This is a genomic window from Streptomyces sp. NPDC093586 (assembly GCF_044764905.1).
Taxonomy (GTDB): Bacteria; Actinomycetota; Actinomycetes; order Streptomycetales; family Streptomycetaceae; genus Streptomyces.
The window spans coordinates 33,705-46,480 of sequence record NZ_JBIWJA010000015.1; the positions used below are offsets into that span (position 1 = coordinate 33,705).

10 protein-coding genes are annotated in these 12,776 nt (G+C 71.2%); 3 read left to right on the top strand and 7 right to left on the bottom strand.

Translation table 11 applies throughout. From position 1 onward, the window contains the following. Window positions 1-5: 5 nt before the first annotated feature. Window positions 6-680 (bottom strand): Crp/Fnr family transcriptional regulator, encoded by a 675-nt coding sequence (locus tag ACIRFH_RS17675; RefSeq protein ID WP_356203042.1) that lies wholly within the window; start codon window positions 678-680, stop codon window positions 6-8. Between the two features lie 369 nt (window positions 681-1,049). Between ACIRFH_RS17675 and nth the strand changes: the two genes are divergently transcribed. Genes nth through ACIRFH_RS17690 form a run of 3 tightly spaced genes read left to right on the top strand, consistent with a single transcriptional unit; the run spans window position 1,050 to window position 4,166 of the window. Next, window positions 1,050-2,159: an endonuclease III gene (gene nth / locus ACIRFH_RS17680; RefSeq protein ID WP_403521490.1), complete on the top strand. Its 1,110-nt coding sequence runs from the start codon at window positions 1,050-1,052 to the stop codon at window positions 2,157-2,159. A gap of 52 nt (window positions 2,160-2,211) precedes the next feature. Further along, window positions 2,212-2,919 carry an NUDIX hydrolase gene (locus tag ACIRFH_RS17685; protein ID WP_403521696.1) on the top strand — a complete coding sequence of 236 codons (708 nt, stop codon included), beginning with the start codon at window positions 2,212-2,214 and terminating at the stop codon, window positions 2,917-2,919. Window positions 2,920-2,966: 47 nt separating this feature from the next. After that, on the top strand, window positions 2,967-4,166 hold the full coding sequence (locus ACIRFH_RS17690) for a MarP family serine protease (RefSeq protein ID WP_403521492.1): 1,200 nt from the start codon (window positions 2,967-2,969) through the stop codon (window positions 4,164-4,166). A 36-nt stretch (window positions 4,167-4,202) separates the two neighbouring features. Here ACIRFH_RS17690 and ACIRFH_RS17695 read toward each other — a convergent pair whose 3' ends face one another. From ACIRFH_RS17695 to ACIRFH_RS17720, 6 genes are all read right to left on the bottom strand, one after another. Continuing rightward, window positions 4,203-4,385, bottom strand: a complete 183-nt coding sequence (locus ACIRFH_RS17695; protein WP_403521494.1) for a hypothetical protein — start codon at window positions 4,383-4,385, stop codon at window positions 4,203-4,205. A 127-nt stretch (window positions 4,386-4,512) separates the two neighbouring features. Continuing rightward, window positions 4,513-5,463 (bottom strand): alpha/beta fold hydrolase, encoded by a 951-nt coding sequence (locus ACIRFH_RS17700; RefSeq protein ID WP_403521496.1) that lies wholly within the window; start codon window positions 5,461-5,463, stop codon window positions 4,513-4,515. Further along, on the bottom strand, window positions 5,460-5,948 hold the full coding sequence (locus ACIRFH_RS17705) for a phage holin family protein (RefSeq protein WP_403521498.1): 489 nt from the start codon (window positions 5,946-5,948) through the stop codon (window positions 5,460-5,462). The genes ACIRFH_RS17700 and ACIRFH_RS17705 overlap by 4 nt, the downstream gene beginning before the upstream one ends. A 102-nt stretch (window positions 5,949-6,050) precedes the next feature. Continuing rightward, entirely contained in the window at window positions 6,051-7,475 is a 1,425-nt protein-coding gene (gene nhaA, locus ACIRFH_RS17710; protein WP_403521500.1) for a Na+/H+ antiporter NhaA, read from the bottom strand. A 325-nt stretch (window positions 7,476-7,800) separates the two neighbouring features. Further along, window positions 7,801-9,756 (bottom strand): acetate--CoA ligase, encoded by a 1,956-nt coding sequence (gene acs / locus ACIRFH_RS17715; protein WP_403521502.1) that lies wholly within the window; start codon window positions 9,754-9,756, stop codon window positions 7,801-7,803. A 230-nt stretch (window positions 9,757-9,986) separates the two neighbouring features. After that, on the bottom strand, window positions 9,987-12,503 hold the full coding sequence (locus tag ACIRFH_RS17720) for a bifunctional SulP family inorganic anion transporter/carbonic anhydrase (protein ID WP_403521504.1): 2,517 nt from the start codon (window positions 12,501-12,503) through the stop codon (window positions 9,987-9,989). Window positions 12,504-12,776: the final 273 nt, after the last annotated feature.

Sequence of the window (12,776 nt, forward strand, 5' to 3'; positions counted from 1 at the left end):
GCCCGTCAGCGGGAGCGCTTGGCGAGCCGCTCCACGTCCAGCAGGATCACGGCGCGGGCCTCCAGCCGCAGCCAACCGCGCTGGGCGAAGTCGGCGAGGGCCTTGTTGACCGTCTCGCGGGACGCGCCGACCAGCTGGGCCAGCTCCTCCTGCGTCAGGTCGTGCACGACGTGGATGCCCTCCTCGGACTGCACGCCGAAGCGGCGGGAGAGGTCCAGCAGGGCGCGGGCGACGCGGCCGGGGACGTCCGAGAAGACCAGGTCCGACATGGCGTCGTTGGTCTTGCGCAGTCGGCGCGCGACGGCGCGCAGCAGCGCGGTGGCGACCTCCGGGCGGACGTTCAGCCAGGGCTGGAGGTCGCTGTGGCCGAGGGCGAGCAGCTTGACCTCGGTCAGCGCGGTGGCGGTCGCCGTGCGCGGGCCCGGGTCGAAGAGCGACAGCTCGCCGATCAGCTCGCTCGGTCCGACCACGGCCAGCATGTTCTCGCGGCCGTCGGGGGACGTGCGGTGGAGCTTGACCTTGCCCTCCGTGACCACGTAGAGGCGGTCTCCGGGGTCCCCCTCGTGGAACAGCGAGTCACCGCGGGCGAGGGTCACCTCACTCATGGAGGCGCGGAGCTCGGCGGATTGCTCGTCGTCGAGCGCCGCGAAGAGCGGGTTGCGCCGCAGAACGTCGTCCACGAGTTCTCTCCTTGTCGACCGGCTCAGAGGATCTTGTTCCCCCGGTGTACCAGGGGTCCGTGGTGCCCATTTTGCCGGACAGTCCAAACAGTGTGATCTGTCACAAGGATGCCGCACACATGTCCTGGGGTACGCGGCAGGGGTCCAATTGGACGCCGATCTTCAGGGCCCGGGGCGGATGCCGGTGTCGGGCCGTAGGCTGGCCGGGTGTCCAAATCGCCGGTGAGAGCACAGGCCTAGGGAGCTGCGCGGGTGGTTGTACGTCGCGATTCCGCTGTGGGCGAACAGGGCCCCGAGGGCGGTAGGAAAACGGCGAAAACGGCAAAGGTGGCGGCACCTGCCAAGCGAGTGACCGCGGGGAAGGGTGCCTTGAAGAACACGGAGGGGGCCCCGGCCGTGCCCGGGAAGGCTGCGCCCGCGAAGAAGACGGGCCCGGCGGGGAAGACGGGCCGAGCGGAGAAGGCAGCGTCGGCCAAGAAGGCGGCCCCGGCGAAGAAGGCCGTGTCGGCCAAGAAGGCGGCCCCTGCCGGGAAGCAGGCCTCCGCCAAGAAGACGGCAGCAGCCAAGAAGACGGCCCCCGCCAAGAAGCAGGCGCCGCTCAAGCGGCAGGCGCCCGCCAGGAAGCCCGCCGTCGTCCCGGCGAAGGGCGCCGCCGCGGTCGAGGGCGTGGCCCCCGCGAAGACCATCGCCCCGAAGTCCCCACGGGGCGAGTCGCGCACCGCCCTGGTCCGCCGCGCCCGCCGTATCGACCGTGAGCTCGCCGAGGTGTATCCGTACGCCCACCCGGAACTGGACTTCGAGAACACCTTCCAGCTCCTGGTGGCCACGGTGCTCTCCGCCCAGACCACCGACCTGCGCGTCAACCAGACGACGCCCGCCCTCTTCGCCAGGTACCCCACCCCCGAGGACCTGGCCGCCGCCGACCCGGAGGAGGTCGAGGAGATCCTCCGCCCCTGCGGGTTCTTCCGGGCCAAGACCAGGTCCGTCATAGGGCTGTCCAAGGCGCTCACGGAGGACTTCGGCGGCGAGGTCCCCGGACGTCTCGAGGACCTCGTCAAACTGCCCGGCGTCGGCCGCAAGACCGCCTTCGTCGTTCTCGGCAACGCCTTCGGCCGCCCCGGCATCACCGTGGACACGCACTTCCAGCGCCTGGTGCGCCGCTGGCGGTGGACCGAGGAGACCGACCCGGACAAGATCGAGGCCGCCGTCGGCGCGCTGTTCCCCAGGAGTGAGTGGACCGATCTGTCCCATCACGTGATCTGGCACGGCCGCCGCATCTGCCACGCCCGCAAGCCCGCCTGCGGGGCCTGCCCCATCGCCCCGCTCTGCCCGGCGTACGGCGAGGGCGAGACGGACCCCGAGAAGGCGAAGAAGCTGCTGAAGTACGAGAAGGGCGGTATGCCCGGCCAGCGGCTCAAGCCCCCGCAGGCCTACCTGGACGCGGGCGGCACACCGGCGCCGCCCCTGGGGGCCGGATGACGGAACGTTCTCGGGGGCCTCGGGCGTTGGACACGGCAGGACGGGGGTGGCGATGACACGGGCGGGCAACACTCAGGGCGTGGCGCTCAGCGAGGTGGGCCTGCCCGGCTGGCTGGAGCCGGTGGCGCGGGCCGCGCGGACGGTGCGGCCCGGACAGCTGAGCCGTTTCCTCCCCCCGGCCGACGGCGCCGGACGGCAGTCGGCCGTGCTGATCCTGTTCGGCGAGGGCAGGGCCGAGAGCGAGGGCGGCCGCGGCCCCGAGCTGCTGCTCATGGAGCGGGCCGGCTCCCTGCGCTCGCACGCGGGCCAGCCCTCGTTCCCCGGCGGTTCCCTCGACCCGGAGGACGGTGACCCGCAGGGGGAGGGCCCGCTGCGGGCCGCCCTGCGCGAGGCGGAGGAGGAGACCGGGCTCGACCCGGCCGGTGTGCAGCTCTTCGGTGCCCTGCCCAAGCTGTACATCCCGGTCAGCGGCTTCGTCGTCACGCCGGTGCTCGGCTGGTGGCGCGAGCCCAGCCCGGTCGGTGTCGTCGATCCGAACGAGACGGCGCGGGTCTTCACGGTCCCCGTGGCGGATCTCACGGATCCGGCCAACCGGGTCACCGCCGTCCACCCCCGCGGCCACCGCGGACCGGCGTTCCTGGTCGAATCGACCCTGGTGTGGGGCTTCACCGCCGGGATCATCGACCGGCTGCTGCACTTCGCGGGCTGGGAGCGGCCCTGGGACAGGGACAAGCAGGTCCCGCTGGACTGGCGGTCATGACAGGGTGACCGGTGTGAGCGTAGGACGACGAGGCGAGGCCTGAATCAGTGAACGTGCTGGACATCCTGCTGCTGCTGGCCGCCGTCTGGTTCGCGATCGTCGGCTACCGCCAGGGTTTCGTGGTCGGCATCCTGTCCGTGATCGGCTTCCTCGGCGGCGGCCTCGTCGCCGTCTACCTGCTCCCGGTCGCCTGGGACGCCCTGACGGACAACGCGGAGGTGAGTACGACCGCCGCCGTCGTCGCGGTCGTCGTCGTCATCGTCTGCGCCTCCGTCGGCCAGGCCCTGACCACGCACCTGGGCAACAAGCTGCGCCGGCACATCACGTGGTCCCCGGCCCGCGCCCTGGACGCCACCGGCGGCGCCCTGGTCAACGTCGTCGCCATGCTCCTCGTCGCCTGGCTCATCGGCTCCGCCCTCGCCGGCACCACGCTGCCGACGCTCGGCAAGGAGGTCCGCAGTTCCAAGGTGCTGCTGGGCGTCTCCCGGGCGCTGCCCGCGCAGGCGGACACCTGGTTCGCGGACTTCTCCTCCGTCCTCGCGCAGAACGGCTTCCCGCAGGTCTTCAGCCCGTTCTCCAACGAGCCGATCACCGACGTCCAGCCGCCCGACCCGGCGCTCGCGGGCAGTCCCGTCGCGACCCGGGCCAAGCGTTCCATCGTCAAGGTGGTGGGCACGGCCACCGGTTGCGGCAAGGTCCTGGAGGGTTCCGGCTTCGTCTTCGCCGACCGCCGCGTGATGACCAACGCCCATGTGGTGGGCGGCGTCGACGAACCCACCGTGCAGGTGGGCGGCGAGGGGCGGAAGTACGACGCGACGGTCGTCCTCTACGACTGGCACCGCGACATCGCCGTGCTCGACGTACCGGAACTGCGGGCGCCCGCGCTGCGGTTCACGGACGAGGACGCCGGCAGGGACGACGACGCCATCGTCGCGGGCTTCCCGGAGAACGGGGCGTACGACGTGCGTGCCGCGCGGGTGCGCGGGCGCATCAAGGCCAGCGGCCCGGACATCTACCACCGCGGCACGGTGAACCGCGACGTCTACTCGCTCTTCGCGACCGTCCGTCAGGGCAACTCCGGCGGACCGCTGCTGACGCCCGAGGGCGAGGTCTACGGCGTGGTCTTCGCCAAGTCCCTCGACGACCCGGACACCGGCTACGTGCTCACCGTGGACGAGATCCGCGACGACATCACCGAGGGCCGCGCCGCGAACCAGCAGGTGGACAGCGACAGCTGCGCGCTCTAGAAGAGCCCCGCTCCGCGGACGCGGTCCGCGGGGTGCTCAGCCGCGCGGGTGACGCAGGCGCACGGAGACCCAGCGGGCCCGGCGGCGCAGAATGCGCGGAATGCCCACCGGGGGATCCACCACCGCCAGTTGCGGGGTGCTGCCGCGTCGGTGGGTGCTCGCGCCGCTCGTGGAGCGGCCGTCGCGTGCTACGTCACTGTAGTCGTGCGTCCAGCCCATACCCGGACGTGTGCCCCCGCCCCAAGGTCGATAACCGCGCCCGAGGCCCCCAATTGGCCTATGCGCCGGGCAAGTGGCCGTTCATAGGACAAGCGTTCCGGTTCGGGTACCGAGTGCGTCCGTCCGGTCACCGATCGGGTTCGGGATCCTTCAGCCAGTTGATCAGTTCGGTGGAGAAAGCGACCGGATCCTCTTCGTGCGGGAAGTGCCCGAGCCCGTCGAACAACCGCCAGCGGTACGGCGCTTCGACGTACTGCCCGGATCCCGCCGCGCTCCGCGTCCGCATCACCGGGTCCAGCGAGCCGTGCAGATGCAGCGTCGGTACGCGCACCGGCCGCTTCATGCGGCGGTAGAACTGGATGCCGTCGGGACGGGCCAGGGAGCGGACCAGCCAGCGGTACGGCTCGACGGAGCAGTGGGCCGTGGACGGGACGCACATGGCCCGGCGGTAGACCTCCACCGCCTCATCGTCCGGCGGCCGCGGTCCCGACCAGTCCTGGATCAGTCGGCCGACCAGCGCGCCGTCGTCCGCGGTCAGCTGCCGCTCCGGGATCCAGGGGCGCTGGAAGCCCCAGACGTACGAGCCCGCCCGGGTCTGCCGGACGTCCCCGAGCATGGCCGAGCGCCAGCGCCGGGGATGCGGCATCGACGACACCGCGAGCCGCCGCACGAGCTTGGGCCGCATCGCCGCGGCCGTCCACGCCAGGTAGCCGCCCAGGTCGTGGCCGACCAGCGCGGCGTCCGGCTCGCCGAGCGAGCGGATCACACCGGTGATGTCCAGGGCGAGGCCCGCGGGGTCGTAGCCGCGCGGCGTGCGGTCGCTGCCGCCGACGCCGCGCAGGTCCATCGCGACCGCGCGGAAACCGGCGTCGGCCAGCGCCGTCAGCTGGTGCCGCCAGGTCCACCAGAACTGCGGGAAGCCGTGCAGCAGCAGCACCAGCGGCCCGTCGCCGAGTTCGGCGATGTGGAAGCGGGCGCCGTTGGCGGCGACGTCCCGGTGGGTCACGTCCCGCCCGCCGGGGATGCCGAGCCGTACGACCGAGGTGGGTTGCGCCGATGGAGTGGCGGGGTCCGTCATGAGGACGAGCGTGCCACAGCCTCGATGGCCTCGGGGGACCGGTCGGCCGGGAGTTCCGGGCGCGGGTGCGGCTTGGCGTTCTGCAGGACACCCGCCGACTGCTTCACCGAGGCGGCGACCTTCTGCGGGCCGCGGCCCTTCTTGGCCTTCTTGGCGAAGGCGACGCCGATCAGCGCGAGGAGGCCGGCGATCAGGACGTTCGCCGCGAAGGACAGCAGGAAGCAGACCGCGAGGTTCCAGCCGCTCCAGGTCCGGATCCCGTAGGCCAGGGCGAAGTTCAGCATCGGCAGTGAGAACACCAGGAGCAGGCCCGCCAGCGAGAAGGCGCCGCCGCTGGTCGCCCCGCGCTTCACGTCCTGCCTCAGCTGCGCCTTGGCCAGCGCGATCTCGTCGTGCACCAGCGCCGACAATTCGGTGGTCGCCGAGGCGAACAGCTGGCCGATGCTGCGTTCGGTGCCGACCGGGCTGCCGTCGGGTGCGCTCATCGCGGTCTCCCTCTTCTGCTGGCTTGCTGCGTACGGTTCCGTGGCGGTCGTCGACTTCTGTCCGACTGCGATCGGTCCCGTCTTTTGTACCGTCTCGTCAGATCATGCCGGACGGTCGCCCTCCTCGCCTGCCCCGCCCGGCACTTCGGCAAGCCGTGCCGCCTCCTTCTCCTCGGCGATCCGCCGGTGTTCGGCGGCCTTCCGCTCGTAGATGGCGGCCAGGCGCAGGTGGTACGCCGGGTCGTCCTCCTCGTAGATGTCGGGTACGCCGCTGAGGTCCTCGTCGCGTTCCTCGTGCTCGATCATGCGCCGGTACTTGGCGTTCCGGATCTTCAGCAGCACGGTCGCCAGGGTCGCCGCGACGAGCGATCCGGTCAGGACGGCGGCCTTGACCTCGTCGGTCATGGTCGCGTCGCCCTCGAAGGCCAGCTCGCCGATGAGCAGGGAGACGGTGAACCCGATGCCGGCCAGGGTCGCCACGGCGAACACGTCGGCCCAGGCGAGGTCGTCGCTGAGCGAGGCCCGGGTGAAGCGCGCGGTGAGCCAGGTGCCGCCGAAGATGCCGAGCGTCTTGCCGATGACGAGACCGAGGACGACGCCGAGGGTCTCCGGCCTGGTGAACACGTCGGCCAGCGCGCCGCCCGACAGGGTGACACCCGCGCTGAACAGCGCGAACAGCGGTACCGCGAGGCCCGCCGACAGCGGGCGCACCAGGTGTTCGATGTGCTGGCCGGGGGAGTGGTCCTCGCCCTCGCGTGTGTGGCAGCGCAGCATCAGGCCCATGGCGACGCCCGCGATGGTGGCGTGGACACCGCTGTTGTACATCAGGCCCCAGACGACGAGGCCGAGCGGGACGTACACGTACCAGCCGCGTACGCCCTTGCGGAGCAGCAGCCAGAAGGCGGCGAGGCCGACGGCCGCGCCGCCGAGCGCGGCGAAGTTCAGGCCGTCGGTGAAGAAGACCGCGATGATCAGGATGGCGAAGAGGTCGTCGACGACGGCGAGCGTCAGCAGGAAGGCGCGCAGGGCGCTGGGCAGGGACGTGCCGATGACGGCGAGCACGGCGAGCGCGAAGGCGATGTCGGTCGCGGTGGGCACGGCCCAGCCGGCCAGGGAGCCGCCGCCCACGGTGCCGGTGAGCGTGTAGACGACGGCCGGTACGGCCATGCCGCACAGGGCCGCCACCACGGGCAGCGCGGCGGCCTTCGGGTCCTTGAGGTCGCCGGCGACCAGCTCGCGCTTGAGCTCGATCCCGGCGACGAAGAAGAAGACGGCCAGCAGTCCGTCGGCCGCCCAGTGCTCGACGGACAGGTTCAGGCCGAGGGCCCCGGGGCCGAGGTGGAAGTGGCTGACGCTCTCGTAACTGTCGTGGAGAGCCGGGACGTTCGCCCAGATCAGTGCGGTGACGGCGGCGGCGAGCAGCAGGACTCCGCCGACGGTCTCGGTGCGCAGCGCGTCCGTGAGATAGGTCCGCTCCGGCAGGGACAGCCGGCCGAAGGCCTTGCGGGGGGTGCGGGGCGACGTCACGGGGGACCTCCGGTCGATGGGCAGCACGGAACACGTGCCGACCAGACTTCCCGGCTCACCATGACGATCTTGTTGTGGCTCTTACGCGTTCCTTAGCGTACCTAACGGGTAGCTCCGGCGCGAACGGGCTGAACGGTGCTCGCGCCGTGGGACGCCCCGTGCGAAGGGGCACCCGGCGGATCTTCCGCCGGGTGCCCCTCGGTCAGCTGGTTCAGTCCTGCGGATCGGTCCCGCGGATCGGTCCCACGGGGCGGTCACGCAGGGCGGTCACGCAGGTCGCTCCCGCAGGTCGGCCCCGCGATTCGTCCTGCGGGCCGGTCCGGGATCAGTCCTCGCTCGGTGATGCCGGGAGCTTGTCCTGGATCAGCTGCATCACACTGCTGTCGGTCAGGGTGGTGACATCACCCAGGGCGCGGTTCTCCGCCACGTCACGCAGCAGGCGGCGCATGATCTTGCCCGAGCGGGTCTTCGGCAGCTCGGCCACCGGCAGGATCCGCTTGGGCTTGGCGATCGGCCCGAGGGTGGCGCCGACGTGGCCTCGCAGCTCGGCGACCAGGTCGTCGCTCTCCGAGGCCGTACCGCGCAGGATCACGAACGCCACGATGGCCTGGCCGGTCGTCTCGTCCGCCGCGCCGACCACGGCCGCCTCGGCGACCGACGGGTGCGAGACGAGGGCCGACTCGACCTCGGTGGTGGAGATGTTGTGCCCGGACACGAGCATCACGTCGTCCACGCGGCCGAGCAGCCAGATGTCGCCGTCGTCGTCCTTCTTGGCGCCGTCCCCGGCGAAGTACTTGCCCTCGAACCGCGACCAGTACGTGTCGATGAACCGCTGGTCGTCGCCCCAGATGGTGCGCAGCATCGACGGCCACGGCTCGGTGAGGACCAGGTAGCCGCCCCCGCCGTTCGGCACCTCGTTCGCCTCGTCGTCGACGACGGTGGCGCTGATGCCGGGCAGCGGGCGCTGGGCGGAGCCCGGTTTGGCCTCGGTGACGCCGGGCAGCGGCGAGATCATCATGGCGCCGGTCTCGGTCTGCCACCAGGTGTCGACGACGGGGGTGGCGTCCGCGCCGATGGTCTTCCGGTACCAGATCCACGCCTCGGGGTTGATCGGCTCGCCGACCGAGCCGAGGACGCGCAGGGAGGACAGGTCGAACTTCGCGGGGATGTCGTCGCCCCACTTCATGAACGTCCGGATCGCGGTGGGCGCGGTGTAGAGGATCGTCACGCCGTACTTCTGCACGATCTCCCAGAAGCGGCCCTGGTGCGGGGTGTCCGGAGTGCCTTCGTACATCACCTGGGTCGCACCGTTGGCGAGCGGGCCGTAGACGATGTACGAGTGCCCGGTGACCCAGCCGACGTCGGCGGTGCACCAGTAGACATCGGTCTCCGGCTTGAGGTCGAAGACCGCCCAGTGCGTGTACGCCGTCTGGGTGAGGTAGCCGCCAGAAGTGTGCAGGATGCCCTTGGGCTTGCCCGTCGTGCCGGACGTGTACAGGATGAACAGCGGGTTCTCGGCGTCGAACGCCTCCGGCGTGTGCTCCGTGGACTGTCGGTCGACGGTCTCGTGCCACCACTTGTCGCGGGAGTCGTCCCAGGCGACGTCCTGGCCGGTGCGGCGGACGACGAGAACGTGCTCGACGGTGCCGGCGCGCTCGACCGCCTCGTCGACGGCGGGCTTGAGAGCGGAGGGCTTGCCGCGCCGGTAACCGCCGTCGGAGGTGATGACGACGCGGGCGTCGGCGTCCTGGATGCGGGTGGCGAGCGCGTCGGAGGAGAAGCCGCCGAAGACGACCGAGTGGGCGGCGCCGATCCGGGCGCAGGCCAGCATCGCGATCGCCGTCTCCGGGATCATCGGCATGTAGACGGCGACCCGGTCGCCCTTGCGCACACCCAGCTCCAGCAGGGCGTTCGCGGTCTTGGAGACCTCGTCCTTGAGCTGGGCGTAGGTGATGGCGCGGCTGTCGCCGGGCTCGCCCTCGAAGTGGATGGCGACGCGGTCGCCGTGCCCGGCCTCCACGTGCCGGTCGACGCAGTTGTAGGCGACGTTGAGCTTGCCGTCCTTGAACCACTTGGCGAACGGCGGGTTCGACCAGTCCAGGGTCTCGGTCGGCTCCTGCGCCCAGGACAGCCGGCGGGCCTGCTCGGCCCAGAAGCCGAGCCTGTCAGCCTTGGCCTGTTCGTACGCCTCCGCCGTGACGTTGGCGTTCGCGGCCAGGTCAGCGGGCGGCGTGAATCGTCGCTCCTCCTTCAAGAGGTTGGCCAAGGAGTCGTTGCTCACGACATCTCCCTTTCTCAGGGTTGTCCGTTGTGTCCCAGGCCACACCTCATCAGACCCGAGGGGCCGATGACAAGGGTCGACGGACAATTGGTTTAGACCTGTCGGTCAACCGCCATCCGTCGTCCGTTGTCTCCGTGGCCAGTGGTCATCCGTACCCACGGGCGCCGACGGCGTGGGGTTCAGCGTGTGTAACGCCTCTCACACTCCGCGCGCGTCGGCGCCCGTACGGCTCAGGCGGTCAGGTCGGTCTCCCGCACCAGCTCGAACCGCCCGGCCCCCTCCTCCTCGGTGAGCAGGTACGCCTGGGCCTCGCCCACGTGGAAGTACATGCCGTGCAGCTCCAGCTCCCCCCTGCCCAGCGCCCGGGACACCGATCCGTGGGCGCGCAGGTGCTCCAGTTGCTGGACCACGTTGGCCAGACAGAGCTGCTCGGCCGCGTCGACGGGCGCCCGCCCGGCCAACCGGATCCAGGAGCCCTCGTCCCCGGGCAGGCGTCGCAGGCTCGGCACCCCGTGCCGCAGCCACCGTTTGAGCGGCGTCTGCGCGCCCCCGGGCTCGGTGCTGAGCAACGCCTGCATGGCCCCGCACCCCGAGTGGCCGCACACCGTGATGGACCGCACCTTCAGCACGTCCACGGCGTACTCGATCGCGGCGGCGACCGAGTCGTCCCCGCTCTCCTCGCCGGGCAGCGGCACGAGATTGCCCACGTTGCGCACCACGAAGAGGTCGCCGGGACCGCTGGAGGTGATCATCGACGTGACCAGCCGGGAGTCGGCGCAGGCGAGGAACAGCTGGGAGGGCTGCTGTCCTTCGCGCGCCAGCCGGGCCAGCTCGCCACGCACCAGCGGGGCGGTGTTGCGGTGGAACGCGCTGATGCCGCGCGCCAGGTCGCGTCCGCTGGATCCGCTCGGTACGAGGGGGCTGCCGGTCCCGTCGGTTCCGCCGGTTCCGCGGTGGCTGCCGGGATCCGTCGGTTCTGTGGGCTCCGGTGTATCAGGAGCCCCGGCAGTCTTGGCGGTCCCCGTGGTCCCGCTGGTGTTGCCGGCCCCACGGGCCCCGTCGGTAAGGGACTGCCGTACACCGTCGGCCTGTTGGGTGACGTCGCGCGGGAACGCGGGTACCGCCTGGGGGCGTTCGCACTGGTGGTTGCGCCAGGGCGTCCATGGGCGGCAGCGGCAGCCGTCGGTATCGGCGGGCTCGGAGATGCGGAGGCCGGGACGGCGACCGGTGATCTCGACGGATCCGCCTTGCGAGGTGTGTGTCTTCTGCCAGTCCTGCAGCGTCTCGTACGCCGCGTGGTCCATGAACGAGCCGTCCAACTCCACGACGGCGTCCGCACCGTGGGGTACGTGATGCAGGACTCTGCTGAGCCGTGGCACCGCCAGGAACGTCAACTGGCCCCGGACTTGTACGTGGTGGACTCCTTCCGTCTCGACGTGGGTGATGCGGGTGCGGGTCAGCCGGTGCAGGGCGACCCCGACGGCCACGGCGATGCCCAGTGCGACGCCCTCCAGGACGCCGAGGAACACCACGCCGCAGGTGGTGACCGCGTAGACCAGTACCTCGCGGTGGCGGGTCACCGTGCGGATGTGGTTCAGGGACACCATCTTGAGGCCGACGGCCATGACCAGGGAGGCGAGCGATGCGAGCGGGATGAGTTCCAGGGCCGGGACCATCAGCAGTGCGGCGATCACTACGAGAACGCCGTGCAGCATCGTGGAGTTCCGGCTGACGGCACCCGCGTGCACATTGGCGGAACTGCGTACGGCCACCCCGGCGACGGGCAGGCCGCCGAGCGTTCCGGAGACGACGTTGGCGGCGCCCTGGCCGAGCAGTTCGCGGTCCAGGTCCGCCCGTTCGACGCGGCCGGTCGTACCCGGCCGGGCGGCGACGAGTTTGTCCACGGCGACCGCGCCGAGCAGGGACTGCACGCTGCACACGAGCGTGGTGGTGAGGACGGCGGCGACGAGGCCGAGCACCGGACCGTCGGGCAGCGTGGCCAGGGCATGGCTGCTCCAGGACGGCAGGTCGACCTTGGGCAGCCGGAGTCCGGCGAGGGCGGCGACCGCGGTGGCACCGGCGACGGCGACCAGGGCGCCGGGCACCTTGCCCAGGAGCTGCCCGGCGCGGCCGGGAAGGCGGGGCCAGAGCAGCAGCAGGGTCAGGGTCAGCACGCTCACCGCCAGGTCGGCGGGCTGCACGTTCGCCAACTGGGCGGGCAGTGCGCGCAGATTGTCGGGGACCGCGCTCTGCGGGGTGCCACCGAGGACGATGTGCACCTGCGCGACGGCGATGGTGATGCCGATGCCGGCGAGCATGCCGTGCACGATGGCGGGACTGACGGCGAGGGCGGTGCGGGCCACCCGCAGACAGCCCAGCCCCAGCTGGGCGAGCCCGGCGAGAACGGTGATGGCACAGGTCGTACGCCATCCGTAGCGCTGGATGAGGTCGGCGGTGACCACGGTGAGTCCCGCCGCCGGTCCGCTGACCTGGAGCGGACAGCCGCCGAGCCGGCCGGCGACGATCCCGCCCACCGCGGCGGCGACGAGGCCGGCCTGGAGAGGGGCGCCGGTGGCGAGGGCGATGCCCAGGGAAAGGGGCAGGGCGATCAGGAAGACCGCGATCGAGGCCGAGAGATCGGCGCCCTCGACGCGGAAGCGCCGGGGGCGCTCGGGCGGTGGGCTGTGGGGTGGGTGGACGTGCTTGGTCCGGGCCGAATCGGCGCGGGCGGGGACGCAGGCTGACATGTTTCCCGTCTCCTCCGGGGCTGTGCGGTCGCGGTCAGGGATGGTCCCCCGCGCTCGGCGGGGGCGGTTCGCGGCCGTGGGGCACGGCGTACAGCGGCGGGACGCTTGATCACTCTTCGAACACACCTATTGAGTGCGCTCGGTAAACGGATCGTAATTCAGAGTAAAGGGAGGGCATAGACTTTTCGCGCAAACGGAGTAATAGGCCGCTCTAGTGAGTGAATCGGTCTTTTCATCGGCTTGTCGTATTAATTCCTTCTGGGTCTCGTGCCA